Consider the following 25,358-nt stretch of genomic DNA (forward strand, 5'->3'; position numbering starts at 1 on the left):
CACGTCCGGTCGGGGACTGTGGGGCAGGCGCCACCAGTGTTCCGTACGCCTTTGTACGGGACGTTCTTCTGCGGAACCGTCAGACCATCAGCGAGCGGTCCGTCGGGCGGATCGGGGCCGGCAGGTCGCTGGCTCCGGTCAGGTGCCGGTCGACACCGCGGGCGGCCGAGCGGCCCTCCGCGATCGCCCACACGATGAGGGACTGGCCGCGGCCGGCGTCACCGGCGACGAACACACCCGGCACGTTGGTCTGGAAGTCGGCGTCGCGAGCGATGTTACCGCGCTCGTCGAGGTCCAGGCCGAACTGCTCCACCAGGCCGTTCTCCCGGTCGGTGCCGGTGAAGCCCATGGCGAGGGTGACCAGCTGGGCCGGGATCTTGCGCTCGGTGCCCGGCTTCGGGGTCAGCCTGCCGTCGACGAACTCGACCTCGGTCAGGTGCAGCCACTGCACGTTGCCGTCCTCGTCGCCCTCGAAGTGGGTCGTCGAGACGGAGTAGACCCGCTCGCCGCCCTCCTCGTGCGCCGAGGTGACCTTGTAGAGCATCGGGAAGGTCGGCCAGGGCTGGCTGGTCGGGTGCCGCTCGTCGTTCGGGCGGGGCATGATCTCCAGCTGGGTGACGGAGGCCGCGCCCTGGCGGTGGGCGGTGCCCACGCAGTCGGCGCCGGTGTCGCCACCGCCGATGACGACGACGTGCTTGCCCTCGGCCGTGAGCGGCGCGGTGACGTAGTCGCCCTCCTGCACCTTGTTGGCCAGCGGCAGGTACTCCATCGCCTGGTGGATGCCCTTGAGCTCGCGGCCCGGCACCGGCAGGTCACGGGCGGTCGTGGCGCCGGCGGCGATCACGATCGCGTCGTACCGCTTCTTCAGGTCGGTCGCCTTGAGGTCGCGGCCGATCTCGATGCCGGTGCGGAAGCGGGTGCCCTCCGCGCGCATCTGCTCGATACGGCGGTTGATGTGCCGCTTCTCCATCTTGAACTCGGGGATGCCGTACCGGAGGAGGCCTCCGATGCGGTCCGCGCGCTCGTAGACGGCGACCGTGTGGCCGGCCCGGGTCAGCTGCTGGGCGGCGGCGAGGCCCGCCGGGCCCGAGCCGATGACCGCGACCGTCTTGCCGGACAGGCGCTCGGGGATCTGCGGGGCGACGTCCCCGGTCTCCCACGCCTTGTCGATGATCGAGACCTCGACGTTCTTGATGGTGACCGGCGCCTGGTTGATGCCGAGCACGCACGCCGACTCGCAGGGGGCCGGGCAGAGGCGACCGGTGAACTCCGGGAAGTTGTTGGTCGCGTGCAGGCGCTCCTGGGCGGCCGCCCAGTCCTCGCGGTAGGCGTAGTCGTTCCACTCGGGGATCAGGTTCCCCAGCGGACAGCCGTTGTGGCAGAACGGGATGCCGCAGTCCATGCACCGGCTGGCCTGCTTGCTGATGATCGGCAGCAGGGAGCCGGGGACGTAGACCTCGTTCCAGTCCTTGACGCGCTCGGTGACGGGGCGGGTCTTGGCGACCTCACGGCCGTGGTTCAGGAAGCCCTTCGGGTCAGCCATTGATCGCCGCCTCCATCATCTTCTCGGTGATCTCGGTCTCGGAGAGACCGGCTCGCTCGGCGGCGTCCTTGGCGGCGAGCACTGCCTTGTACGTGCTAGGGATGATCTTGCTGAACCGCGCCACGGCCACGTCCCAGTCGGCCAGCAGCTTCTCGGCGACCGTCGAGCCGGTCTCCTCGGCGTGCCGGCGCACCACGTCGTGCAGCCACTGCTTGTCCGAGTCGTCCAGCGTCTCGACCGCGCCGGCGTTGCCGACGTTGACGTTGTCGCGGTCGAGGTCGATGACGTACGCGACACCGCCGGACATGCCCGCCGCGAAGTTGCGGCCGGTCTCGCCGAGGACCACCGCGCGACCCCCGGTCATGTACTCGCAGCCGTGGTCGCCCACGCCCTCGGAGACGACCAGAGCGCCGGAGTTGCGGACGCAGAACCGCTCACCGGTACGGCCGCGCAGGAACAGCTCGCCGCCGGTGGCGCCGTAGGCGATGGTGTTGCCCGCGATGGTCGAGTACTCGGCGAGGTGGTCGGCCGCGCGGTCCGGGCGGACGACGACCCGGCCGCCGGAGAGGCCCTTGCCGACGTAGTCGTTGGCGTCGCCCTCCAGGCGCAGCGTGACGCCGCGCGGCAGGAACGCGCCGAAGGACTGGCCCGCGGAGCCGGTGAAGGTGATGTCGATGGTGTCGTCGGGCAGGCCCGCGCCACCGAACTTCTTCGTCACCTCATGGCCGAGCATGGTGCCGACCGTGCGGTTGATGTTGCGGATGGCGACCTGGGCGCGCACCGGCTGGGCCTCGGTGGCGTCCGAGGCGGCGAGCGCGTCCCCGGCCAGCTTGATCAGCTCGTTGTCCAGGGCCTTCTCCAGGCCGTGCTCCTGCTCGACGACCTGGTGACGCACCGCGCCCTCGGGCAGCGACGGCACGTGGAACAGCGGCTCCAGGTCCAGGCCCTGCGCCTTCCAGTGGTCGACGGCACGGGCGACGTCGAGCGCCTCGGCGTGGCCGACGGCCTCCTCGATGGAGCGGAAGCCCAGCTCGGCGAGGATCTCGCGGACCTCCTCGGCGATGAACCGGAAGAAGTTCACCACGTACTCGGCCTTGCCGGTGAAGCGGTCGCGCAGGGTCGGGTTCTGGGTGGCGATGCCGACCGGGCAGGTGTCCAGGTGGCAGACGCGCATCATCACGCAGCCGGAGACGACGAGCGGAGCGGTCGCGAAACCGAACTCCTCGGCGCCGAGCAGCGCGGCGATGACCACGTCACGGCCGGTCTTCAGCTGGCCGTCCGTCTGGACCACGATCCGGTCGCGCAGGCCGTTGAGCAGCAGCGTCTGCTGCGTCTCGGCCAGGCCCAGCTCCCAGGGACCGCCCGCGTGCTTGAGCGAGGTCAGCGGGGAGGCACCCGTGCCGCCGTCGTGACCCGAGATGAGGACCACGTCCGCGTGCGCCTTGGACACACCGGCCGCGACCGTGCCGACGCCGACCTCCGACACCAGCTTCACGTGGATACGTGCCGCCGGGTTGGCGTTCTTGAGGTCGTGGATCAGCTGGGCCAGGTCCTCGATGGAGTAGATGTCGTGGTGCGGCGGCGGGGAGATGAGGCCCACGCCAGGCGTCGAGTGACGCGTCTTCGCGACCCACGGGTAGACCTTGTGGCCGGGCAGCTGGCCGCCCTCGCCGGGCTTGGCGCCCTGGGCCATCTTGATCTGGATGTCGTCCGCGTTGACCAGGTACTCGGAGGTGACACCGAAGCGGCCGGAGGCGACCTGCTTGATGCTGGACCGGCGCGCCGGGTCGTACAGGCGCTCCGGGTCCTCGCCGCCCTCACCGGTGTTGGACTTGCCGCCCAGCTGGTTCATGGCGATGGCGAGGGTCTCGTGCGCCTCCTTGGAGATGGAGCCGTACGACATGGCGCCGGTCGAGAACCGCTTGACGATCTCGCTCACCGGCTCGACCTCGTCGATGGAGATCGGCTGGCGGTCGGACTTGAAGCCGAACAGGCCGCGCAGCGTCATCAGACGCTCGGACTGCTCGTTCACCCGCTCGGTGTACTTCTTGAAGATGTCGTACCGGCCGGAGCGCGTGGAGTGCTGCAGGCGGAAGACCGTGTCCGGGTCGAACAGGTGCGGCTCGCCCTCGCGGCGCCACTGGTACTCGCCGCCGATCTCCAGCGCGCGGTGCGCCGGGGCGATGCCGGAGGCCGGGTAGGCCTTGGCGTGGCGGGCGGCGACCTCCTTGGCGATGACGTCGATGCCCACGCCGCCGATCTTGCTGGCGGTGCCGTTGAAGTACTTCTCGACGAAGGTGTCCTCCAGGCCGACGGCCTCGAAGACCTGGGCGCCGCGGTAGGAGGCGACCGTCGAGATGCCCATCTTGGACATGACCTTCAGGACGCCCTTGCCGAGGGCGTAGATCAGGTTGCGGATGGCCTTCTCGGGCTCGATGTCCGACAGGAAGGTGCCGGCGCGGGCCAGGTCCTCGACGGACTCCATCGCCAGGTACGGGTTCACGGCCGCGGCGCCGAAGCCGATCAGCAGCGCGACGTGGTGGACCTCGCGGACGTCGCCGGCCTCGACCAGCAGGCCCACGTGGGTGCGCTGCTTGGTGCGGATGAGGTGGTGGTGGACGGCCGCGGTGAGCAGCAGCGACGGGATCGGCGCGTGCTCGGCGTCCGAGTGCCGGTCCGAGAGGACGATCAGCCGGGCGCCGTTCTCGATGGCCGCGTCGGCCTCGGCGCAGATCTCCTCGATGCGCGCGGCGAGGGTGTCGCCGCCGCCGGAGACCCGGTAAAGGCCGGAGAGGGTCGCGGCCTTGAAGCCGGGCATGTCGCCGTCGGCGTTGATGTGGATGAGCTTGGCCAGCTCGTCGTTGTCGATGACCGGGAAGGGCAGCACGACGGAGCGGCAGGAGGCGGCGGTCGGGTCGAGCAGGTTGCCCTGCGGGCCCAGCGAGCTGCGCAGGGAGGTGACCAGCTCCTCGCGGATCGCGTCCAGCGGCGGGTTGGTGACCTGCGCGAACAGCTGGGTGAAGTAGTCGAAGAGCAGCCGCGGACGCTCGGACAGGGCGGCGATCGGCGAGTCGGTGCCCATCGAGCCGATCGGCTCGGCGCCGGCCTTGGCCATCGGCGCGAGGATGACGCGCAGCTCTTCCTCGGTGTAGCCGAAGGTCTGCTGGCGGCGGGTGACCGAGGCGTGGGTGTGGACGATGTGCTCGCGCTCGGGCAGGTCGCCCAGCTCGATCTCACCGGTCTCGAGCCACTCGGCGTACGGCTGCTCGGCGGCGAGGGACGCCTTGATCTCGTCGTCCTCGATGATGCGGTGCTCGGCGGTGTCGACGAGGAACATCTTGCCGGGCTGCAGGCGGCCCTTGCGGACGACCTTGGCCGGGTCGATGTCGAGGACGCCGACCTCGGAGCCGAGGACGACGAGGCCGTCGTCGGTGACCCAGTAGCGGCCGGGGCGCAGACCGTTGCGGTCGAGCACGGCGCCGACCTGGGTGCCGTCGGTGAAGGTGACGCAGGCGGGGCCGTCCCAGGGCTCCATCATCGTGGAGTGGAAGCCGTAGAAGGCGCGCCGGGCCGGCTCCATGGAGTCGTGGTTCTCCCACGCCTCCGGGATCATCATCAGCACGGAGTGCGGGAGCGAGCGGCCGCCGAGGTGGAGCAGCTCGAGCACCTCGTCGAAGGAGGCGGAGTCGGAGGCGTCCGGCGTACAGACCGGGAAGATCCGCTCCAGGCCCTTGTCCCCGAAGAGGTCCGAGACCAGCTGGGACTCGCGGGCGCGCATCCAGTTGCGGTTGCCCTTGACGGTGTTGATCTCACCGTTGTGGGCGACGAAGCGGTAGGGGTGCGCGAGCGGCCACGACGGGAAGGTGTTCGTGGAGAAGCGCGAGTGGACGAGCGCGACGGCGGAGGCGAAGCGGCGGTCGGACAGGTCCGGGAAGAAGGGCTCCAGCTGGCCGGTGGTCAGCATGCCCTTGTAGACGATCGTGCGGGCGGACAGGGACGGGAAGTAGACACCGGCCTCCCGCTCGGCACGCTTGCGCAGCACGAAGGCCTTGCGGTCCAGCGCGATGCCCTCGCTGGCGCCGTCGGCGACGAAGACCTGCCGGAAGACCGGCATGGTGGACCGGGCGGTGGCGCCCAGGAGTTCCGGTGCGACGGGCACCTCGCGCCAGCCGAGGACGGTCAGGTCCTCGTCGGCAGCGATCGTCTCGATCTGCGAGACGACGTCCTGGGTCCCCTCACCCGGCAGGAAGGCGATGCCTACGGCATACGAGCCCGCCGCAGGAAGGTCGAATCCGGCCACTTCACGGAAGAAGGCGTCGGGCACCTGGGAGAGGATGCCGGCGCCGTCGCCCGAGTCGGGCTCGGAGCCGGTGGCGCCGCGGTGCTCGAGGTTGCGCAGGACGGTCAGCGCCTGCTCGACCAGCGCATGGCTCGCCTCACCGGTGAGTGTGGCCACGAAACCGACGCCACAGGCGTCGCGCTCGTTGCGGGGGTCGTACATACCCTGCGCAGCAGGGCGAGCATCCATGAAGGACCAGTTCTGGCCATTCGCGGAATGCTGGGACGGCTGGCGCGGCGTACGCATCGGCTCTCCCGTCGTCGTCATGTGGCATGTGGCAAGTGCCGAGGGACGACGTTGGCCCTCTGCGGATCTGGCTAAATTTCGTGCAGATTACATGATGGAACGGTTCTCGGAAACTGGATACTCCGTTCCAACATGCGGACGCCGTCCGGGTTTACGGCAGGTGCCACGGGGTCGCGGCCGCGCCGCGTACGAGCGGCGGAAAGTATGGGGGGGACCGAGCGGTACAAGATCGGTCAGATCGGCGTCCGACGGCCCGAGGGGGGCGGGTGGAGCGTCGTCGCTCCTCCCGCGAGTGCGCCGCAGGCGTCATTGCCCACAGCGCTTACGGCTCATGCCCGGTGGTTAAGCATTCGAAACCAGCAAGTAACGGCTACTTATGCGGCCCAACGCATAGGTAGCGGTCTCGCTATCCTACGGCCGTTCCGAACAGGCTGCCCAGGGCGTACGTCACACCGGCCGCCGCGCCGCCCAGCGCGAGCTGCCTGAGGCCGCTGTACCACCAGGTCCGCGCGGTCACCCTGGCCACCACGGCACCGCAGCCGAAGAGCCCGGCGAGCGCGAGGAGCACGGCCGGCCAGAGGGCGGTCGCACCCAGCAGGAAGGGCAGCACGGGCAGCAGGGCGCCGAGCGCGAACGAACCGAAGGACGACACGGCCGCGACCAGCGGCGACGGCAGGTCGCCGGGGTCGATGCCCAGCTCCTCGCGGGCGTGGATCTCCAGGGCCTGCTCGGGGTCCTCGGACAGCTGCCGGGCGACCTCACGGGCCAGTTCCGGCTCCACCCCGCGGGCCACGTAGAGCGCCGCCAGCTCGGCCTCCTCGTCCTGCGGGTGCTTGCGCAGCTCACGCCGCTCGACATCGAGTTCGGCCTCGACGAGTTCACGCTGGGAGGCGACGGAGGTGTACTCGCCGGCCGCCATGGAGAAGGCACCGGCGGCGAGGCCCGCGAGCCCGGTGATGACGATCGTCTGGTGACCGGCGGAACCGCCGGCGACACCGGTCAGCAGGGCGAGGTTGGAGACCAGACCGTCCATGGCACCGAAGACGGCGGGACGCAGCCAACCACCGTTCACATCCCGGTGCGTGTGGTTGTCGCGGTGCGCCTCGTGCAGCGCCGCCTCGGTTTCGATGATCGCCATGCGGGTCCCCCAGGAAGATTAGCCAAAGCTAACTTTGGATGAGTTCTACTTTTCGACAACACCGAACGTACGCCCATCATTTCATCGCCGCCAGCAAGGAAAGGCTGGGCTAACCTGCGGCTTTGCCGTCAATCGCTCATCCGTGCGGATCACTGCTCAGATGCCGACCGGGTGACACGGTGCCCGCCGAGGCTCACCCGCACCCCTCCCGTGGGAGACATCCGCAAAGGTCCCCGTGACCCCCTTGAGGCCCCGGCACGGCCCCGCCGTGGCCCCGTCGTGGCCCCGTGAAGGAGAGGCCGCCCATGGCATCGATCGCCTGCACTCCCCCGGCCCCGGCGCCCGGGGACGCCACCGGACTGCGCGAACGGGCCCACGGCGCCCTGCTCGGCCTGGCCGTCGGAGACGCGCTCGGGGCGCCCGCGGAGAACCTGAAGCCCTCCGAGATCCGCGCCCGCTGGGGCCGCATCACGGGATACGTCACCGAGGAGCCGTGCGGCACGGACGACACCGAGTACGCGATCTTCTCGGGGCTGCTGCTGGCCCGGCACGGCTCGGCACTCACCCCCGCCCACGTCGAGGCCGCCTGGCACGAGTGGATCGCCGACCGGGCCGAGGGCTCCTTCCGCGGTGCGGGCTTCAGCGAGCGGGGCACGCTGGAGAACCTCCGCCGCGGCCTCGCGGCGCCCATCTCCGCGCAGCACCGGCACGCCTGGAGCGACGGCCTGGCCATGCGGGCGGCCCCCTTCGGCGTCTTCGCGGCGGGCCGTCCGGCCGAAGCGGCCCGTCTGGTGGCGATCGACGGCCAGGTCAGCCACGAGGGCGAGGGCATCTACGGCGGCCAGGCGGTCGCGGCGGGAGTGGCGGCGGCGATGGCGGGCGCCTCGCCCGCGGTGGTGATCGCCTCGGCGCTCGCCGTCGTCCCCGAGGACTCCTGGACGGCCCGCTCGCTGCGGCGCGCGGTGACCGTGGCCCACCGCGGCGAACGCGCGGTCCGCTCCGCGGTGGTCATCGGCGGCTACCCCTGGACCGACCTGGCCCCCGAGGCGGTCGCCCTCGCCTTCGGCGCGTACGCGGCGGCGGACGGCGACTTCCGGGAGGCGGTCCTCACGGCGGTCAACATGGGCCGCGACGCGGACACGACGGCCGCGGTGGCGGGCGCCCTGTCGGGCGCGACCCAGGGTGTCTCGGCGATCCCCCCGGAGTGGGCGTCGGCCATCGGCCCGGTACGGGGCCGGTGCCTGCCCTCCATGACCGGCCATCACGTCCTGGACGTGGCGGAGCTGCTGGTCCCCGCCCCCGCCGGCGCCCTCCAGGACAGCGAGCGGGTGTCATGACGCGCCGCATCGAGGGACTGCTGCTCGGCCTCGCCGCGGGAGACGCCGCCGGCTGGCCCGCCGCCCGGCACCGGGCCGCCCGGATGCCCGAGTGGACCCGCCGCCTGACCCGCGAGCTGGACACCTTCGCCGAGCAGAACGCCACCACCACCCTGCCCGTGCCGATCGCGCTCAACCAGCCGCCTGAACCCCTCCGTCTCGGCCCTTCCGACGACGCCGAGTGGGCGGCGTTCGCCGCGGAGGCGGTCCTGCGGGCGGGCGACGACGACGTGCTCGGCGACCTCAGCCGGGAACGCCGTATGCGCGCCGCCATCGACCTCACCTGGACCGCCGTGGCCGCCGAGGTCGCCGCGGCGGCGGACCGCGCCCCCGAGATCGAGTCCGCCGTACTGCCCCTGCGCGCCCGTATCTCGGTCCGCGCCGGCCTCGGCAACCTCGCCGCCGGCCTGCGCCCGCCCGCCACCGGCCACGACAACCCGCACTACTTCGACGACGCCGCCTGCGTCCGCGCCTGCGTCCTCGCGGTGGCCCATCCCGGCGACCCCCAACGCGCCGCCGGCCTGGCCGAGTTCGACGCCCGCTACACCCAGGACGGCGACGGCGTGCACGGCGCCCGCGCGATGGCGGCGGCCCTCTCGCTCGCCCTGACCGGAGCGGACCCGGACACCTGCGTGACGGCCGCGCTCGCCGAACTCCCCGCGGCGACGGAGATCGGCCGCAACGCCCGCCACGCCCTCGCCCTGGCCGAGGACAGCGAGTCGGCGTTCGCCCTGGTCCCCCTCCTCGAACACCAGATCGTCGACCACGTCTACAGCTACGGCATCGCCGCCGCCGAGACCGTCCCCGTCGCCCTGGCCCTCGCCACGGCCGCCCGGGGCCGTCTCGCCGAGGCCGTCCCCGCCGCCGCCTGTCTGTCCCGGGTCGCCGACTCCGCCCCCGCCCTCACGGGTGCGCTCACCGGTGCCCTGGGCGGCGGCGCGGCCGTTCCGGCCGGCTGGCGCGACGCCTGCCGCGTCCTCTCCGGCTGTGCGCTCCCCCGCCTCACCGGCACCGACCTGGTGGAACTCGCCGGACTCCTGGAAGCCGCACAACGGGCCCGACCAGGAGGATGATTCGGGGCATGACGCCCATAGGAGAAGAAAACCGCGGGCCCGGTCTGGACGAGCGGATCACCGGCGCCCTGGTCGGAGCCGCCGTCGGTGACGCGCTCGGCGGCCCCGTCGAGGGCTACTCCCCCGACCAGATCACCGACCGCCACGGTGGCCGGGTCCACGGCATCGTCGGCCCCTGGCACGGCGACGACTGGCGCACGGCACGCCCCATCGCCCCCTACCACAAGGGCGACGGCCACGTCACCGACGACACCTTGATGACCCACGCGCTGGTCAGGGTCTACGCCCGGGTCCGCGACCACCTCGACGCGTACGCCGTCGCCGACCACCTGGTCCCGGACCTGATGACCAACCCGCGCTGGATCCCGGAGCTGGAGGCCGAGGCGCTGCCGCTGCACCGCGTCTTCCTCGCCGAGAAGTGGCTCGTGGCACGGCTGGCCTACGGCCATGTGGACCCGCGCGAAGCGGGCGTCGGCAACATCGTCAACTGCGGTGCGGCGATGTACATGGCCCCCGTCGGCCTGGTCAACGCGGCCGACCCGGCCGGGGCCTACGCCGAGGCGCTGGACGTCGCGGGTGCGCACCAGTCGTCGTACGGCCGTGAGGCCGCCGCGGTCTTCGCCGCGGCGGTCGCCGCCGCCACGGCACCGGGCGCGACCCCGGACTCCGTGGTGACCGCCTGTCTGTCCCTGGCGAAGGACGGCACACGCGCGGCGATCGAGAAGGTCTGCGAAGTGGCGGGCGGCCACGGCGACTTCGAGTCGGCCCTGGTCCCCCTCCGGGAGGCGGTGGCCCCGTACGACACGGTCGGCCCCGACTACCGTGCCCCCTCGCTCGGCGCCCGCCGGCCCTCCCGGCTGCACTCCATCGAGGAACTCCCCATCGCCCTCGGCATGTTGCTGGTCGCCGGCGGCGACTACCGCCGGGCGGTCCTGGGCGCCGTCAACTACGGCCGCGACTGCGACTCGACCGCCACGATGGCCGGCGCGCTCGCGGGCGCCCTGGGCTCGCCGGTCCCCGAGGACTGGGCGAAGACGGTGGCGGAGGCGAGCCGCCTGGACCTGTGGGAGCCGGCCCGCACCCTGGCCGAGGTCACCCGCGAGGTCTTCGCACGGGACGTGCGCCGCCGGCGTGCACACGAGCGGGCCTTCGCGGCGCTCGGAGGCACGGCATGCTCCGCCTGACCTGGGTCCAGCCGGAGGACCTCCTGGGCCACGAACTCCGCCAGGCCCGTCTGGACGGCCGGGAACCGTCGCGGATCGAGGCGAGATGGCGCGCCGCGGGAGGTCTGGAGCCGCCGGAGCGCGCGGGAGCCTCACCGCGGCCGGCGTCGCGGTACCTTCGGCTGCTGGCGGAGGACCTGCTGGACGAACTCGCCGACCTGCCCGGCAGGCTGGCCGACGACGAGCCGACGGACCTGGAGCGCGTCAAGGCGCTGTGCCCCGACTGGCCCGAACCCTCCGGACGCCCCGCGCCCGCTCTCACCCCCCTCGCCCTCGAAGCGTCCTGGCTGGGCCGGGCCATCGGCTGTCTCCTCGGCAAACCCGTCGAGAAGCTCCCCCTCGACGGCATCCGCGCCCTCGCCCGGTCCGCCGGCAACTGGCCCCTGTCCACCTGGTTCACCGCGAAGGGTGTCCCCGAGGACCTGCTCGCTCAGTACCCCTGGAACCGCCGCTCCGCCGCGAGCTGCCTCGCCGAGAACATCGACGGCATGCCCGAGGACGACGACCTCAACTACCCCCTCCTCAACCTGCTCCTGCTCAGGCGCCACGGAAGGACCTTCACCACCGCCGACGTGGCACAGCTCTGGCTCGACGAACTCCCGGCCGGCCGCACCTTCACCGCCGAGCGCATCGCGTTGCGCAACCTCCTGTCCGGCATCGAGCCCCCGCACACCGCCCGCCACCGCAACCCGTTCCGTGAGTGGATCGGCGCCCTGATCCGCGCCGACGTGCACGGCTGGACCAACCCGGGCGACCCCGCGGCCGCCGCCGAACAGGCTCACCGCGACGCGCGCCTCACCCACACCGCCAACGGCGTCTACGCGGCGATGTTCACGGCCGCCACCCTCGCGGCGGCTGCCACCGGCACCCATGACATCCACGCCTGTCTGCGCACCGGCCGCAGCGTGGTCCCACCCCGCTCGCGCCTGGCGCACGCGATCGACCACGCCCTGCGGACGGCCGGGAAGCACAGGGACTTCGACGACGTCGTGGACGAACTCCACGCCGCCTACTCCGCGACCCACCACTGGGTCCACGCCATCCCCAACACCGCGCTGATCGTCGCCGCCCTCACCCACGCGGACGGCGACTTCACCGGCTCCGTGTGCCGTGCCGTGTCCGGCGGCTGGGACACCGACTCCAACGGCGCGACCGCCGGCAGCGTCGCCGGCCTCCTCGCCGGCGCCCCGGGGGCGCTCCCCGAGCGCTGGCGGGCCCCGCTGAAGAACCGGCTCGCCAGCTCCGTCGCCGACTTCGACGGCACCGGCTTCGACACCCTCGCCCACCTCACGCACCTGGAGGCGACCCGACCATGACCCACATCGCCGTCCTCGGCAGCACCAACATGGACCTCGTCACCTACGTCACCAAGGCTCCGCAGCGCGGCGAGACCGTGACGGGACGGGAGTTCCGTACGATCCCCGGCGGCAAGGGCGCCAACCAGGCGATCGCCGCGGCCCGCGCCGGCGCCACGGTCTCGATGATCGGCGCGGTCGGCAACGACGCCTTCGGGGTGCGCCTGCGCGACACCCTCGAACACTCCGGTGTGGACACCGACTTCCTGCGCACGGTCGAGGGCCCGTCCGGCACCGCGCACATCGTGGTGGACGACGAGGGCGGCAACTCCATCGTCGTCATCCCCGGTGCGAACGGCACCGTCGACCACCTCGCCCCCGGCGACGAGGGCGTGCTCGCCTCCGCCGACGCCCTGCTGCTCCAGCTGGAGATCCCGCTGGCCGCGGTGGTCGCGGGTGCGCAGGCGGCCCGCCGGCACGGTGTCCGGACCATCCTCACCCCGGCCCCCGCCCAGCCGCTCCCGCCCGAACTCCTCGCCGCGACCGACCTGCTGGCCCCCAACGAGTACGAGGCCGTCACCCTCACCGGCCGCACCGACCCGCGAGAGGCGGCCGCCGCCCTGCTCGACCTGGTCCCGGAGGTCGTCGTCACCCTGGGCGCGACCGGCAGCCTGTACCTGGCGCGGGGCGCCGAACCCCTGGTGGTGCCCGCACCCGAGGTGAAGGCCGTGGACTCCACCGGGGCGGGCGACACCTTCATCGGCGCGCTCGCGGTGGCCCTCGCCGAGGAGAAGCCGGTGCGGGAGGCCCTGTCCTGGGCGGCCGCCGCCGCGGCCCTGTCCGTGCAGCGGGAGGGTGCGTCGGCGTCGATGCCGTACCGCCCGGAGATCGACGCCCAGTGCACGGCATGAGCATGAGTACGACGACAGCCACGACGACGGCGAATGCGAGTACGGCCCCGCGGATCCAGCCCCTGCACGGCCTGCGGGTGCTCGATCTGGCCACCCTCTTCGCCGGCCCCATGGCCGCGACCCTGCTCGGCGACTTCGGCGCCGAGGTGATCAAGGTGGAACATCCCGGCCGCCCCGATCCGTCCCGGGGGCACGGCCCGGCCAAGCACGGCGTCGGCCTGTGGTGGAAGGTGCTCGGCCGCAACAAGCGCACCATCACCCTCGACCTGTCCAAGCCCGGCGGCCGCGCGACCCTGCTCCGGCTCGCCGCCACCGCCGACGTGGTGATCGAGAACTTCCGCCCCGGCACCCTGGAGAAGTGGGATCTGGGCTGGGCGGAGCTGTCCGCCGCCAACCCGCGGCTGATCCTCACCCGGGTCACGGCCTTCGGCCAGTTCGGCCCGTCCGCGCACCGGCCCGGCTTCGGCACCCTCGCCGAGGCGCTGAGCGGCTTCGCGGCTCTCACCGGCGAACCGGACGCACCGCCGACGCTCCCGCCGTTCGGGCTCGCGGACTCGGTCGCGGGCCTGACCACGGCGTACTCCGTGCTGACGGCCCTGGCCGCGCGGGACCGTACCGGCGAGGGGCAGGTCGTGGACATGGCGATCATCGAGCCGATCCTCGCCGTCCTCGGCCCCCAGCCCACCTGGTACGACCAGCTCGGCTACGTCCAGGAACGCACCGGCAACCGGTCCGCGAACAACGCCCCGCGCAACACCTACCGCACCGCCGACGGCCACTGGGTCGCCGTCTCCACCTCCGCGCAGTCGGTGGCGGAGCGGGTGCTGCGGCTGGTGGGCCGTCCGGAGCTGATCGAGGAGCCGTGGTTCGCCACCGGCACGGACCGGGCCGCGCACGCCGACGTCCTGGACGAGGCGGTGGGCTCCTGGATCGCGGCCCGCACCCGCGCCGAGGTGCTCGCGGCCTTCGAGAAGGCGGACGCGGCGGTGGCCCCGGTCCAGGACGCCCGGGACGTTCTTGAAGACCCCCAGTACCAGGCCCTGGACACGGTCACCACCGTCGCCGACCCGGAGCTGGGCCCGCTGCGCATGCAGAACGTGCTCTTCCGGCTGTCCGCCACTCCCGGCGCGATCCGCTGGGCCGGCCGCCCGCACGGCGCCGACACGGACGCGGTGCTCACCGAGCTGGGCCTGACCCCGGCCGAGCTGCGCGCCCTGCGCGAGGAGGGCGCCCTGTGACGCCGTTCCCGCTGACCTGGCTCTACGTGCCCGGCGACCGCCCGCACGTCGTGGCCAAGGCTCTGGCCGCGGGCGCCGACGTGGTGGTGATCGACCTGGAGGACGCGGTCGCCCCCGACCGCAAGGACTACGCCCGCGCGGCCACGACCGAGCGCCTCCGCGAGCCGCAGCCCGTCCCGGTCCACGTCCGCGTCAACGCCCTCGACGGCCCCTGGGCGGCCGCCGACCTGACGGCGCTGGCCACGCTGCCGGGCCTGTCCGGGCTACGGCTGCCGAAGGTGACGTCCCCGGGCCAGATCAGGCAGGTCGCCGTGGCCACTCCGGTCCCCCTGTACGCCCTCCTGGAGTCTGCCCTCGGCATCGAGCACGCGTACGCCATCGCCACCGCCCACCCGTCCCTGCGCGGCGTCTCCCTCGGCGAGGCCGACCTCAGGGCCGACCTGGGCGTACGGGCCGAAGCGGGCCTCGACTGGCCCCGCTCCCGGGTGGTCGTCGCCGCCCGCGCGGCCGGCCTGGCACCGCCGGCCCAGTCCGTCCACCCCGACATCCGCGACCTGGACGGGCTGGCCGCCTCCTGCGCCCGCGGCCGCACCCTCGGTTTCCTGGGCCGCGCGGCGATCCACCCACGACAGCTGCCGGTGATCGAGCGGGCGTATCTCCCGACGTCCGCGGAGATCGAGGCAGCGGAAACGATCATCAAGGCCGCGGCGGCGAACGAGGGCGCCCAGGCCCTGCCCGACGGCCGCTTCGTCGACGCGGCGGTGGTGGCTGCGGCGCAGCGGACGCTGTCGTTGGGGCGGAGGCACTGAACCTCCCTCCGCACGCATCGAGGGCGCCCGGAATCCTCCGGGCGCCCTCGATGTCGTACGACCAGTCGTACAACCAGCCGTCAGCTCTTCTTCGCCGACTCCGGCTCGTCCTTCGCCTCCACGGCATCCGGCTCGGCCTTGTCCTCGGCCTCCGCCTCGGTGTCGGCCTCCGCGCCGTCGGCTCCGGCCTCGGCACCCGCGGCGTCCTCGGACGGACCGTCGGAGGCACCCGGTTCCACCACCGCCTCACGGCCCGGCCGCTTCTTGGCCGACACCACGATGTACGTCACCGCCAGCAGGAACACGATGATCGCGGTCCAGTCGTTCAGGCGGAGGCCCAGGATGTGGTGGGCGTCGTCGACGCGCATGTACTCGATCCAGCCGCGGCCCACGCAGTACGCGGCGACGTACAGGGCGAAGGCCCGGCCGTGGCCCAGCTGGAAGCGGCGGTCGGCCCAGATGACCAGGAGGGCGACGCCGACGCACCACAGGGACTCGTAGAGGAAGGTCGGGTGGTAGTAGCCCGGCACCCGGCCGCCCTCGGAGGAGGTGATGTGCAGCGCCCACGGCACGTGGGTCTCGCGTCCGTACAGCTCCTGGTTGAACCAGTTGCCCCAGCGGCCGATGGCCTGCGCGAAGGCGATGCCGGGGGCGATGGCGTCGGCGTAGGCGGGCAGCGGGATGCCCCGGCGCCGGCAGCCGATCCACGCGCCCACGGCGCCGAGCGCGATCGCGCCCCAGATGCCGAGGCCGCCCTCCCACACCTTGAAGGCGTCCACCCAGTCACGGCCCGGGCTGAAGTACAGCTCGTAGTCCGTGATCACGTGGTAGAGCCGGCCTCCGACGAGGCCGAAGGGAACGGCCCAGACCGCGATGTCGGCGACCGTGCCGGCTCGCCCGCCCCGGGCGATCCAGCGCTTGTTGCCGAGCCAGACGGCGACGAAGACACCGATGATGATGCAGAAGGCGTAACCGCGCAGCGGAATGGGGCCGAGGTACAGCACCCCGCGCGACGGGCTGGGAATGTAGGCAAGTTCCATGGCAAGGTCGACGCTACCGTGTCGGGCCGCGAGGACGGCAGGCAGCCCGGCTACGGGTCCATAACGGGCACGTGAGAAACCCGCTTACCCGCGGTTCGCGTCCTCCACCATCTGCTTGAGCTTCGCCGGGGTCAGCGTCTGGTCCGCGTAGATGTTCTTGCCGTCGAGCAGGACAGTGGGCGTGCTGCTGAAGCCGCCGGTCTGGAAAGCCTTGTGGGACCGGTTCACCCAGCTGTCGTGGGTGCCTTCCTTGACGCACTTCTGGAACGCGGGGGTGTCGAGGCCGTTCACCTTGCCGGCCAGCTGGATCAGCTTGGCGTTGTCCGCGAAGGCGTCTTCGGTCTCCTTCGGCTGGTTCGCGTACAGCACGTCGTGGTAGTCGCGGAACTTTCCGGCGTCCTGGGCGCAGGCCGCCGCGTTGGCGGCGCGCAGGGAGCCGGTGCCGCCGAGGTTGCCGTCGATCAGCCGGACCAGGTGGTACTCGACTCTGAGCTTGCCCGCGTCGGTGAGCTCGTGGAGCGTGGGCCGGTACATCGTCTCGAAGGCCTGGCAGGCCGGGCAGCGGAAGTCCTCCCAGACCGTGAGCGTCGCCTTGGCGCCGTCCTTGCCGACCGGGATCGCGAGGCTGTCCTTGCCCTGCGCGCCGGAGGGCGCCACTACCGGCCCCGCGCTGGTGGACTTCTTCTTGCCCGAGTTGGCGGCGATCACGCCGATCACCGCCGCGAGTCCCAGGACGCAGACGACGCTCGCGCCCACGATCAGTGCGCGCCGTCGCTTCTCCGCGGACTTCTGCTTCTCGCGCTCGACCGCCAGCCGCTCCCGGGCGGTGCGCTTTCCGTCACGGTTCTTCTCGCTCACACCCCCAGAACGAACCGGGGAGGCGCAGCGCGCCTCCCCGGCCTGAGGTCCACTCGTTCGAGTGACCGAATCTTCCGTTACAGACGGTTATGCCTGTCGGCGGACGCCCTTCGCCAGGTCGCCGGCGAGCCCGCGCACCGCCTCGATGCCGGAGGCGTGGTCCGGGGCGTCCAGCATCCGCTTCACGAACGCCGAGCCGACGATGACTCCGTCGGCGAAGCCGGCGACCTCGGCGGCCTGGGCCGCGTTGGAGACGCCGAGCCCGACGCACACCGGCAGCGGGCTGCCGGTGGCCCGGGTGCGCTCGACCAGGTCGTGGGCCTGGGCTCCGACCGACTCACGGGTGCCGGTGACACCCATCAGCGAGGCCGCGTAGACGAAGCCGCTGCCCGCCGCGGTGATCTGGGCGAGCCGCTCGTCCTTGCTGCTCGGGGCGACGACGAAGACGGTGGCGAGGCCGTGCTTCTCCGCGTGCTCCCTCCACAGGCCCGACTCCTGGACCGGCAGGTCGGGCAGGATGCAGCCCGCGCCGCCCGCCTCTGCCAGCTCGGCGGTGAAGCGCTCGACGCCGTAGCGGTCGATGGGGTTCCAGTAGGTCATGACGAGCACCGGCTTCCCGGTCGCCTCGTGCGCCTCCCGGACCGTCCGCATGACGTCCGCGATCCTGACGCCGCCGCGCAGGGCGATGTCGTCGGCGGTCTGGATGACCGGACCGTCGAGGACCGGGTCGCTGTGCGGCAGACCGACCTCGACGACGTCGGCGCCGCCGTCGAAGACGGCCTTGATCGCCTCGATGCCGCCGTCCACGGTCGGGAAGCCGGCCGGGAGATAGGCGATGAGGGCGGCGCGCCCTTCCGCCCTGGCGGCGGCGAGGGTGTCGGTCAGAAGCTGGACGTTGCCGCTCACTTGGCGTCCCCCTCGATCTCGGCGGTGTCGGCTTCGTTGGCGGCCACCTCGGCGTCGGTGTCGTAGAGGCCGAAGTAGCGCGCCGCGGTGTCCATGTCCTTGTCGCCGCGGCCGGACAGGTTGACCACGATCAGCCCGTCCTTGCCCAGCTCCTTGCCGACCTCCAGGGCACCGGCGAGGGCGTGGGCGCTCTCGATGGCCGGGATGATGCCCTCGGTCCGCGACAGCAGGCGCAGGGCCTGCATGGCGGCGTCGTCGGTGATCGCCCGGTACTCGCCGCGGCCGCTGTCACGCAGGTAGGAGTGCTCCGGGCCGACGCCCGGGTAGTCCAGACCGGCCGAGATCGAGTACGGCTCGGTGATCTGGCCCTCGTCGTCCTGCAGGACGTAGGAGCGGGAGCCGTGCAGGATGCCGGGCTCGCCCGCGGTCAGGGTGGCCGCGTGCTCGCCGGTCTCCACGCCGTGCCCGGCAGGCTCGCAGCCGATCAGGCGGACGCCCTCGTCGGGGATGAAGGCGTGGAAGAGGCCGATGGCGTTGGAACCGCCGCCGACGCAGGCGACGGCGGCGTCGGGGAGACGGCCGGCGCGCTCCAGGAGCTGCCGCCGGGCCTCCACGCCGATCACCCGGTGGAAGTCGCGGACCATGGCCGGGAAGGGGTGCGGACCGGCGACCGTACCGAACAGGTAGTGGGTGCGGTCGACGTTGGCGACCCAGTCCCGGAACGCCTCGTTGATGGCGTCCTTCAGCGTGCGGCTGCCGGACTTCACGGCGACGACCTCGGCGCCGAGCATGCGCATACGCGCCACGTTGAGGGCCTGGCGCTGGGTGTCGATCTCGCCCATGTAGATGGTGCAGTCGAGGCCGAACAGGGCGCAGGCGGTGGCGGTCGCGACGCCGTGCTGGCCGGCGCCGGTCTCCGCGATGACGCGGGTCTTGCCCATGCGCTTGGTGAGCAGGGCCTGGCCGAGAACGTTGTTGATCTTGTGGGAGCCGGTGTGGTTCAGGTCTTCCCGCTTGAGGAACACCCGGGCGCCACCGGCGTGTTCGGCGAACCTCGGCACCTCGGTGAGGGAGCTGGGGCGGCCGGTGTAGTTGACGAGCAGGTCGTCGAGCTCGCGGGCGAACTCCGGGTCGTGCTTCGCCTTCTCGTACTCGACGGCGACCTCGTCCACGGCGGCGACGAGGGCCTCCGGGATGAACTTGCCGCCGAACGCGCCGAAGTAGCCTTCGCCGCTGGGCACCTGGCCGGTGGGGTCAGGGATGAAGAACTCGCTGGGCATGCGGAATCCTCACGGTGAGTGGAGTGGTGTGTGAACAGCACTGGTCGCCGTGGGGCCGGGGATGTCAGTTGGCTGCGGGCCCGTTGTGGCCGGTCGCGCAGTTCCCCGCGCCCCTGTGGGTCGACTGCTGCCATCGCATGCCGTTGACCTGCCCGGGCTCGTCACCGATGACGTACCGCACCCGTCGGCCGTGCACCCTGCGGGCGGGCGCGCGGCAGCCACGCGGGCGGCAGCCGCGCGCGAGGCGGGCGTACCGGTCCGTGGCCGTGGCGGGTGAGGTCGGAGTCATCGCGGCAAGCCTAGCCCTTGATCAGCTTCGGCCGTGCCGCAGTGCGGGGTGCTCGCCCGCCGCGACCAGGTCGGAGACAGCCGTCTTCGGGTCCTTGCCGGTGACCAGGGACTCGCCCACCAGGACCGCGTCGGCGCCGGCGTTGGCGTACGCGATCAGGTCGTGCGGCCCGCGCACACCGGACTCGGCGACCTTCACGATGCTGTCGGGAATCTCCGGGGCCACCCGCTCGAAGGTGCCGCGGTCGACCTCCAGGGTCTTCAGGTTGCGCGCGTTGACACCGATGATCCTGGCGCCCGCGGCCACGGCCCGCTCGGCCTCGTCCTCGTCGTGCACCTCGACGAGCGGGGTGAGGCCGATGGAGACGGCGCGCTCGATCAGTGACTCGAGAGCCGGCTGCTCCAGGGCGGCCACGATCAGCAGCGCGAGGTCGGCGCCGTACGCGCGGGCCTCCCACAGCTGGTACGACGTGACGATGAAGTCCTTGCGCAGGACCGGGATGTCCACGCGCGCCCGGACGGCCTCCAGGTCGGCCAGCGAGCCGCCGAAGCGGCGCTGTTCGGTGAGGACGGAGATGACGGCGGCACCGCCCGCCTCGTAGTCCGCCGCGAGCCCGGCCGGGTCGGCGATCGCCGCCAGCGCGCCCTTGGAGGGGCTGGAGCGCTTGACCTCGCAGATCACCTTGACGCCGTCGCCCTTGAGTGCGGCCACCCCGTCCTTGGCGGCGGGGGCCTTCGCCGCACGCTCCTTGAGCTCGTCGAGGCTGACGCGTGCCTGCCGCTCCGCGAGGTCGGCACGGACTCCGTCGATGATCTCGTCGAGCACACTCACGCGAGCGGCCCCCTTTCAGACGGTTGTTCCTTCGGGTTCTGAAAACCCTTGGTCACTTTGATGGTATCCGGAGGTCCACGATGGCCCTGCATCCGATCTATACCGGTCCCACCACCTGGACATTCCGTGGCCGGGTCCGGGAGAGGTCCGGGAGCCGGGGCTAGGGGTGCAGCCAGCCGCCGCCCGGCAGGTTCCGGACCACGGTGAAGACCAGCAGCAACGCGCCGACGCCCCACATCTGCACCCGCCCGAGTTCGATCCGCAGCGGCCGGCCGCGCACCGCGCGGACCACCCAGACGGTCCACAGCACCGCGAAGCCGAGGTAGGCGGCCACGCCCAGCACGTTGTCGTGCAGGGCGGCGAGGAAGTCGCCGTGGACGAAGGCGTGCGCGCTGCGCAGTCCGCCGCAGCCGGGGCAGTACAGGCCGGTGAGCCGGAACAGGGGGCACACCGGGTAGTGGCCGGGCTCGTTCGGGTCGACCGTGCCGACGTAGGCGAAGGCACCTGCGACGGCCGCGAGCAGCCCGGCCGGCAGGGCGAGCCGACCCCACAGGGCGGGCGGCGGGCTGGTGCGCGGGGCGCTGCGGCTGTCGGCGTTCACGCCATGCATTCTGCCCCGTACGCCCCGCGCACGCGCGCGAGGGGCGGGCTCGGCGGCGCCGGGACGCACCGGCCCCGCGGCGCCGCCGGCGACGGACGCGCGCCCCCCGGTACGCGCGAGGGGCGGCCCGTACCCTCCTGGGGTTCGGGCCGCCCCTCGCGGGAAGCGGTGGTGCTCAGCTCTCGGCGCCGGCCGGCTCGCGGGTCGCGGCGGGGGTCGCGTGCACGACGGCGTGCGCCTGCTGCTTCGGCTGGCCGAGGCCCATGGCACGCATGGCGGAGCCCACGACACCACCGAGGACCACGATCGCCATGCCGGCCCAGAAGCCGACGGGCTGGGCCATCACCATGAAGGCGCCCGCGACGCAGAAACCGATGAAGGCGATGGTGACGCCGGTCCAGGCGGCCGGGGTGTGACCGTGGCTGCTGCCCGCCATGACTTGCTCCTCGTTGCTGTGTGTCCTAGTCCGAGCCGGACGCTCTTCGTCCATTGTCCCGTACGTACCCGCGTGCCGGACGCTGGGGTGGCGTCTGGTTCGCCACATCCGGCGACCGCCAGGGGGTACCGCTCAGGCGCCGGTCGGGTCCTCGCCCCGGTCCAGGGCCTTCCAGATCTCCTCGGGACGCTCGGGGTCCACCGGGCGCGCCTTGCGCCGCGGGCGCTCGGCCCCGCGCTCGTAGCGGCCGGACATGGCCGGCCACCGGCTGCCGTAGCGCAGGGCGAGCAGCCCGGCGAGCAGGATCAGGACGCCGCCGACGGCCGCGACGTACGGCCAGCCGGTGTGGCTGAGCGCGGCGACCGAGGCCGAGGTGTCTCCGGTGGTCTGGGCGGCCTTCTCGTCCAGCGCGGAGCCGTCGGACGCCCCGACGAGGGCGGCGGCGACGATGCCCGCGCCGGAGAGCGCGAGCACCGCGGCGACTGCGAGGCGGCCCGCCCCGCGGACGGCGAAGACGGCGACGAGCGCGGCGAGGCCCACTATGGCGAGGGCCGCGGGGACGCCCGTGACGTCGCTGCCCCTGGCGGTCAGCGGGAACGCGCCGCCGGCCACCGTGGCGGTGCCCTCCGCCCAGCGCTGCCGGGTCGCGAGCAGCGCCACGGCCGCGCCGAGCGCACCGAACAGCAGGGCCACGGCGAGGCTCCGCCGGCCGGACCGGGCGGGCGCGGCGGCTTCGGAACGGGGGTGAGGTACGGCAGTCACGTGGTCCACTATCGCCTGAACCCCGGGCGAACCGTCACCCGGGGGTTCACATGTGACGCTCTCCACCGTGTTTGGCCGACCGGTCGCTACCGTCCGAGACGGTTCGCCGTGTGGACGGCCCGCAGTACCGCGGCGGCCTTGTTGCGGCACTCCTGGTCCTCGGCGACGGGGTCGGAGTCGGCGACGATGCCCGCACCGGCCTGCACATAGGCCGTGCCGTCCCGGAGCAGGGCGGTGCGGATGGCGATGGCCGTGTCGGAGTCGCCGGCGAAGTCGAGGTAGCCGACGCAGCCGCCGTACAGGCCGCGCCGGGACGGCTCGAGTTCGTCGATGATCTGCATGGCCCGGGGCTTGGGGGCGCCGGACAGGGTGCCCGCCGGGAAGCAGGCGGTCAGCACGTCGAAGGCCGTACGGCCCTGGGCGACCCGGCCGGTGACCGTGGAGACGATGTGCATGACGTGCGAGTAGCGCTCGATGGACATGAAGTCCACGACCTCCACCGAGCCGGGCTCGCAGACCCGGCCGAGGTCGTTGCGGCCGAGGTCGACGAGCATCAGGTGCTCGGCGCGCTCCTTGGGGTCGGCGAGCAGCTCCTCGGCGAGGGCCTGGTCCTCCTGCGGGGTGGCGCCGCGGTGCCGGGTGCCGGCGATGGGGTGGACCATCGCACGCCCGTCCTCGACCTTGACCAGCGCCTCCGGGGAGGAGCCGACGACATCGAACCCGTCGAAGCGGAACAGGTACATGTACGGGGACGGATTGGTGGCCCGCAGGACCCGGTAGACGTCCAGCGCGCTCGCCGTGCACGGGGTCTCGAAGCGCTGGGAGGGCACGACCTGGAAGGCCTCGCCCGCACGGATGCGCTCCTTGACGTCCTCCACGGCCGCCTGGAAGTCGGGGCCGCCCCACAGGGCGGTGTACTCCGGCAGTTCGGAGGGCGGCAGGACGGCCGGGGGCTGGGCGACCGCCCGGGACAGGTCGGCCTCCATGGCGTCGAGGCGGGCCACGGCGTCGGCGTAGGCCTCGTCCACCCCGGTGTCGAGGTCGTTGTGGTTGATCGCGTTGGCGATCAGCAGGACCGAGCCCTCCCAGTGGTCCATGACGGCGAGGTCGCTGGTGAGGAGCATGGTCAGCTCGGGCAGCTTCAGGTCGTCGCGCTCGCCGGGGCCGATCTTCTCCAGGCGGCGGACGATGTCGTAGCCGAGGTAGCCGACCAGGCCGCCGGTGAAGGGGGGCATGCCCTCCTGGTGCGGGGTGTGCAGGGCCTGGACGGTGGCGCGCAGGGCGGCGAGCGGGTCGCCGCCGGTGGGGACGCCGACGGGCGGGGCGCCGAGCCAGTGGGCCTCGCCGTCCCGGGTGGTGAGGGTCGCGGCGGAGCGCACGCCCACGAAGGAGTAGCGGGACCAGGAGCGGCCGTTCTCCGCGGACTCCAGCAGGAAGGTGCCGGGGCGTTCGGCGGCGAGCTTGCGGTAGAGCGCGACCGGGGTGTCGCCGTCGGCGAGGAGCTTGCGCGTGACCGGGATGACGCGTCGGTCGGTGGCGAGCTTGCGGAAGGTCTCGAGGTCCATGGCGGCTGACCTTACTGATCCTGTGCCCGCACGCCGGAATCGGCGTCCTTGAGCAGCACGTCCTCGTCGAAGCAGGTGCGGGCGCCGGTGTGGCAGGCGGCGCCGACCTGGTCGACCTTGACCAGCAGGGTGTCGGCGTCGCAGTCCAGGGCGACGGACCTGACCCACTGGAAGTGGCCGGAGGTGTCGCCCTTGACCCAGTACTCCCGGCGGCTGCGCGACCAGTAGGTGCAGCGGCCCGTGGTGAGCGTGCGATGCAGCGCCTCGTCGTCCATCCATCCGAGCATCAGCACCTCACCGGTGTCGTACTGCTGGGCGATGGCCGGGAGGAGCCCGTCGGCGCTGCGCTTCAGGCGCTCGGCGATCCCGGGGTCCAGGCTGCTGGGCGGAGGCGTACTGGTCATGGGTGCCATTGTGCCGCGCGGCGCGGACCGTGACGGCCCAAGTCCACTGATCGAGCCGGGGGGGGCGCGCAGCGCCTCGTCGAGGGGCGGTGGCCGGGTGACGGGTGGGCGGACCCTGTGCGTAGTCGTAGGCTGACTGCATGTCGACCTTCGCTCAGCGTGAACGGCTTCTGCTCGCCGACCTCCTGGAAACCACCGGTCCGGAGGCCCCGACCCTCTGCGAGGGTTGGCTGACACGCGATCTGGCCGCGCACGTGGTGGTGCGGGAGCGGCGGCCGGACGCGGCCGGGGGCACGCTGATCAAGCAGCTCGCGCCGCGGCTGGAGAAGGTGATGGCCGAGTACGCCGCGAAGCCGTACGAGGAGCTGATCCAGCTGATCCGGACCGGCCCGCCGCGCTTCTCGCCCTTCCAGCTCAAGCAGATCGACGAGGCGGCCAACATCGTGGAGTTCTACGTCCACACGGAGGACGTGCGCCGCGCCCAGCCGGACTGGACGCCGCGCGAGCTCGACCCCGTCTTCCAGGAGTCGCTGTGGTCCCGGCTGGAGCGCACCTCCCGCCTGCTGGGCCGGGGTGTGCCGACGGGCCTGGTCCTGCGGCGTCCGGACGGTCAGACGGCCGTCGCCCACCGGGGTGCGCCCGTGGTGACGGTGACCGGCGAGCCGGCGGAGCTGCTGATGTTCGCGTTCGGCCGGCAGAGCGCGGCGAAGGTCGAGCTGGACGGCGACGAGAACGCCATCGCGAAGCTGCACGAGTCCAAACAGCTGGGCATCTGAGAGGCACCTCATGATCAAGGTCGCGATGACCGGTGTGTACGTGGACGACGTGCCGAAGGCGCACGCCTTCTACACGGACGTCCTCGGCTTCGAGACCCGTACCCGTCTGGACCTGGGCGGCGGCACGCTGTTCATCACGGTCGGCGCGCCCGGCGGGGCCCAGCACGATCTCCAGCTGCTGCTGGAGCCCGGCGACGGCCCCATCGCGGAGCCGTACCGCCGGGCCCTGTACGAGGCCGGGATCCCGTGCATCGTCTTCTCCGTGGACGACATCCAGGCGGAGTACAAGCGGCTGGTGAACCTGGGCGTGCGCTTCACCCACGAGCCGCAGGAGCAGGGTCCGGTGATCGCGGCCGTGATCGACGACACGGTCGGCAACCTGGTCCAGCTGACCCAGCCCAAGCCGGCCCACGGCTGAG

23 protein-coding genes are annotated in these 25,358 nt (G+C 72.4%); 9 read left to right on the forward strand and 14 right to left on the reverse strand.

Going from position 1 to position 25,358, the window contains the following annotated elements:
- Nucleotides 1-79: 79 nt before the first annotated feature.
- The 3 genes from FB157_RS01520 to FB157_RS01530 form a co-directional block, all read right to left on the reverse strand.
- Nucleotides 80-1,543 (reverse strand): glutamate synthase subunit beta, encoded by a 1,464-nt coding sequence (locus FB157_RS01520; RefSeq protein ID WP_145875124.1) that lies wholly within the window; start codon nucleotides 1,541-1,543, stop codon nucleotides 80-82.
- Nucleotides 1,536-6,128 carry a glutamate synthase large subunit gene (gene gltB, locus FB157_RS01525; RefSeq protein ID WP_186581276.1) on the reverse strand — a complete coding sequence of 1,531 codons (4,593 nt, stop codon included), beginning with the start codon at nucleotides 6,126-6,128 and terminating at the stop codon, nucleotides 1,536-1,538. Before gltB ends, FB157_RS01520 begins: the two co-directional genes overlap by 8 nt.
- A 406-nt stretch (nucleotides 6,129-6,534) precedes the next feature.
- Entirely contained in the window at nucleotides 6,535-7,266 is a 732-nt protein-coding gene (locus FB157_RS01530) for a VIT1/CCC1 transporter family protein (protein ID WP_145875127.1), read from the reverse strand.
- A gap of 305 nt (nucleotides 7,267-7,571) precedes the next feature.
- Between FB157_RS01530 and FB157_RS01535 the strand changes: the two genes are divergently transcribed.
- From FB157_RS01535 to FB157_RS01565, 7 genes are read left to right on the forward strand one after another with little or no spacing between them, the layout of a single operon-like run.
- Entirely contained in the window at nucleotides 7,572-8,603 is a 1,032-nt protein-coding gene (locus tag FB157_RS01535; RefSeq protein ID WP_145875129.1) for an ADP-ribosylglycohydrolase family protein, read from the forward strand.
- Nucleotides 8,600-9,715: an ADP-ribosylglycohydrolase family protein gene (locus FB157_RS01540; RefSeq protein ID WP_145875130.1), complete on the forward strand. Its 1,116-nt coding sequence runs from the start codon at nucleotides 8,600-8,602 to the stop codon at nucleotides 9,713-9,715. Before FB157_RS01535 ends, FB157_RS01540 begins: the two co-directional genes overlap by 4 nt.
- An 8-nt stretch (nucleotides 9,716-9,723) precedes the next feature.
- The gene (locus tag FB157_RS01545) at nucleotides 9,724-10,899 is read left to right on the forward strand and encodes an ADP-ribosylglycohydrolase family protein (RefSeq protein WP_145875132.1); all 1,176 of its coding nucleotides are present in this window, start codon (nucleotides 9,724-9,726) and stop codon (nucleotides 10,897-10,899) included.
- The gene (locus FB157_RS01550; protein ID WP_145875133.1) at nucleotides 10,887-12,254 is read left to right on the forward strand and encodes an ADP-ribosylglycohydrolase family protein; all 1,368 of its coding nucleotides are present in this window, start codon (nucleotides 10,887-10,889) and stop codon (nucleotides 12,252-12,254) included. Before FB157_RS01545 ends, FB157_RS01550 begins: the two co-directional genes overlap by 13 nt.
- Nucleotides 12,251-13,144: a ribokinase gene (gene rbsK / locus FB157_RS01555; protein WP_145875135.1), complete on the forward strand. Its 894-nt coding sequence runs from the start codon at nucleotides 12,251-12,253 to the stop codon at nucleotides 13,142-13,144. Before FB157_RS01550 ends, rbsK begins: the two co-directional genes overlap by 4 nt.
- A 2-nt stretch (nucleotides 13,145-13,146) precedes the next feature.
- The gene (locus FB157_RS01560; protein WP_186581277.1) at nucleotides 13,147-14,382 is read left to right on the forward strand and encodes a CaiB/BaiF CoA-transferase family protein; all 1,236 of its coding nucleotides are present in this window, start codon (nucleotides 13,147-13,149) and stop codon (nucleotides 14,380-14,382) included.
- Nucleotides 14,379-15,191, forward strand: coding sequence for a CoA ester lyase (locus FB157_RS01565; protein ID WP_145875137.1), 813 nt, complete (start codon nucleotides 14,379-14,381; stop codon nucleotides 15,189-15,191). The genes FB157_RS01560 and FB157_RS01565 overlap by 4 nt, the downstream gene beginning before the upstream one ends.
- Nucleotides 15,192-15,271: 80 nt before the next feature.
- Here FB157_RS01565 and lgt read toward each other — a convergent pair whose 3' ends face one another.
- The 11 genes from lgt to hisI form a co-directional block, all read right to left on the reverse strand.
- Entirely contained in the window at nucleotides 15,272-16,231 is a 960-nt protein-coding gene (gene lgt / locus FB157_RS01570) for a prolipoprotein diacylglyceryl transferase (protein WP_145875139.1), read from the reverse strand.
- An 84-nt stretch (nucleotides 16,232-16,315) separates the two neighbouring features.
- Nucleotides 16,316-17,089, reverse strand: a complete 774-nt coding sequence (locus FB157_RS01575) for a thioredoxin domain-containing protein (protein WP_145875141.1) — start codon at nucleotides 17,087-17,089, stop codon at nucleotides 16,316-16,318.
- An 87-nt stretch (nucleotides 17,090-17,176) separates the two neighbouring features.
- Complete coding sequence (gene trpA / locus FB157_RS01580) at nucleotides 17,177-17,995, reverse strand: tryptophan synthase subunit alpha (RefSeq protein WP_145875143.1); 819 nt, start codon at nucleotides 17,993-17,995, stop codon at nucleotides 17,177-17,179.
- On the reverse strand, nucleotides 17,992-19,275 hold the full coding sequence (gene trpB, locus FB157_RS01585) for a tryptophan synthase subunit beta (protein WP_145875144.1): 1,284 nt from the start codon (nucleotides 19,273-19,275) through the stop codon (nucleotides 17,992-17,994). The genes trpA and trpB overlap by 4 nt, the downstream gene beginning before the upstream one ends.
- 64 nt (nucleotides 19,276-19,339) lie before the next feature.
- Entirely contained in the window at nucleotides 19,340-19,564 is a 225-nt protein-coding gene (trpM, locus tag FB157_RS01590; RefSeq protein WP_145875146.1) for a tryptophan biosynthesis modulator TrpM, read from the reverse strand.
- A gap of 21 nt (nucleotides 19,565-19,585) precedes the next feature.
- A complete protein-coding gene (gene trpC / locus FB157_RS01595; RefSeq protein WP_145875147.1) occupies nucleotides 19,586-20,395 on the reverse strand; it encodes an indole-3-glycerol phosphate synthase TrpC in 810 nt (269 codons plus the stop codon).
- Nucleotides 20,396-20,555: 160 nt separating this feature from the next.
- Nucleotides 20,556-21,005 carry a DUF2752 domain-containing protein gene (locus FB157_RS01600; protein WP_145875149.1) on the reverse strand — a complete coding sequence of 150 codons (450 nt, stop codon included), beginning with the start codon at nucleotides 21,003-21,005 and terminating at the stop codon, nucleotides 20,556-20,558.
- Between the two features lie 166 nt (nucleotides 21,006-21,171).
- Nucleotides 21,172-21,432, reverse strand: a complete 261-nt coding sequence (locus tag FB157_RS01605; protein ID WP_145875151.1) for an HGxxPAAW family protein — start codon at nucleotides 21,430-21,432, stop codon at nucleotides 21,172-21,174.
- Nucleotides 21,433-21,564: 132 nt separating this feature from the next.
- The gene (locus FB157_RS01610; RefSeq protein ID WP_145875153.1) at nucleotides 21,565-22,203 is read right to left on the reverse strand and encodes a TIGR02234 family membrane protein; all 639 of its coding nucleotides are present in this window, start codon (nucleotides 22,201-22,203) and stop codon (nucleotides 21,565-21,567) included.
- A gap of 77 nt (nucleotides 22,204-22,280) precedes the next feature.
- Nucleotides 22,281-23,759: an anthranilate synthase component I gene (locus tag FB157_RS01615; protein ID WP_145875154.1), complete on the reverse strand. Its 1,479-nt coding sequence runs from the start codon at nucleotides 23,757-23,759 to the stop codon at nucleotides 22,281-22,283.
- 11 nt (nucleotides 23,760-23,770) lie between these two features.
- Nucleotides 23,771-24,163 carry a phosphoribosyl-AMP cyclohydrolase gene (gene hisI, locus FB157_RS01620; RefSeq protein ID WP_145875156.1) on the reverse strand — a complete coding sequence of 131 codons (393 nt, stop codon included), beginning with the start codon at nucleotides 24,161-24,163 and terminating at the stop codon, nucleotides 23,771-23,773.
- 140 nt (nucleotides 24,164-24,303) lie between these two features.
- Between hisI and FB157_RS01625 the strand changes: the two genes are divergently transcribed.
- Both FB157_RS01625 and FB157_RS01630 read left to right on the forward strand, forming a co-directional pair.
- Nucleotides 24,304-24,939 (forward strand): TIGR03085 family metal-binding protein, encoded by a 636-nt coding sequence (locus FB157_RS01625; protein ID WP_145875158.1) that lies wholly within the window; start codon nucleotides 24,304-24,306, stop codon nucleotides 24,937-24,939.
- 10 nt (nucleotides 24,940-24,949) lie between these two features.
- A complete protein-coding gene (locus FB157_RS01630) occupies nucleotides 24,950-25,357 on the forward strand; it encodes a VOC family protein (RefSeq protein WP_145875160.1) in 408 nt (135 codons plus the stop codon).
- Nucleotide 25,358 lies beyond the last annotated feature (1 nt).

The sequence above is a fragment of the Streptomyces sp. BK340 genome (assembly GCF_007827595.1).
GTDB lineage: Bacteria > Actinomycetota > Actinomycetes > Streptomycetales > Streptomycetaceae > Streptomyces.

Coding starts and splice junctions, on each gene's coding strand:
- FB157_RS01520 (WP_145875124.1), bottom strand. CDS start 1,543: ATGGCTGACCCGAAGGGCTTCCTGAACCACGGCCGTGAGGTCGCCAAG.
- gltB (WP_186581276.1), bottom strand. CDS start 6,128: ATGCGTACGCCGCGCCAGCCGTCCCAGCATTCCGCGAATGGCCAGAAC.
- FB157_RS01530 (WP_145875127.1), bottom strand. CDS start 7,266: ATGGCGATCATCGAAACCGAGGCGGCGCTGCACGAGGCGCACCGCGAC.
- FB157_RS01535 (WP_145875129.1), top strand. CDS start 7,572: ATGGCATCGATCGCCTGCACTCCCCCGGCCCCGGCGCCCGGGGACGCC.
- FB157_RS01540 (WP_145875130.1), top strand. CDS start 8,600: ATGACGCGCCGCATCGAGGGACTGCTGCTCGGCCTCGCCGCGGGAGAC.
- FB157_RS01545 (WP_145875132.1), top strand. CDS start 9,724: ATGACGCCCATAGGAGAAGAAAACCGCGGGCCCGGTCTGGACGAGCGG.
- FB157_RS01550 (WP_145875133.1), top strand. CDS start 10,887: ATGCTCCGCCTGACCTGGGTCCAGCCGGAGGACCTCCTGGGCCACGAA.
- rbsK (WP_145875135.1), top strand. CDS start 12,251: ATGACCCACATCGCCGTCCTCGGCAGCACCAACATGGACCTCGTCACC.
- FB157_RS01560 (WP_186581277.1), top strand. CDS start 13,147: ATGAGTACGACGACAGCCACGACGACGGCGAATGCGAGTACGGCCCCG.
- lgt (WP_145875139.1), bottom strand. CDS start 16,231: ATGGAACTTGCCTACATTCCCAGCCCGTCGCGCGGGGTGCTGTACCTC.
- trpB (WP_145875144.1), bottom strand. CDS start 19,275: ATGCCCAGCGAGTTCTTCATCCCTGACCCCACCGGCCAGGTGCCCAGC.
- trpM (WP_145875146.1), bottom strand. CDS start 19,564: ATGACTCCGACCTCACCCGCCACGGCCACGGACCGGTACGCCCGCCTC.
- FB157_RS01600 (WP_145875149.1), bottom strand. CDS start 21,005: ATGCATGGCGTGAACGCCGACAGCCGCAGCGCCCCGCGCACCAGCCCG.
- FB157_RS01605 (WP_145875151.1), bottom strand. CDS start 21,432: ATGGCGGGCAGCAGCCACGGTCACACCCCGGCCGCCTGGACCGGCGTC.
- FB157_RS01615 (WP_145875154.1), bottom strand. CDS start 23,759: ATGGACCTCGAGACCTTCCGCAAGCTCGCCACCGACCGACGCGTCATC.
- hisI (WP_145875156.1), bottom strand. CDS start 24,163: ATGACCAGTACGCCTCCGCCCAGCAGCCTGGACCCCGGGATCGCCGAG.
- FB157_RS01625 (WP_145875158.1), top strand. CDS start 24,304: ATGTCGACCTTCGCTCAGCGTGAACGGCTTCTGCTCGCCGACCTCCTG.
- FB157_RS01630 (WP_145875160.1), top strand. CDS start 24,950: ATGATCAAGGTCGCGATGACCGGTGTGTACGTGGACGACGTGCCGAAG.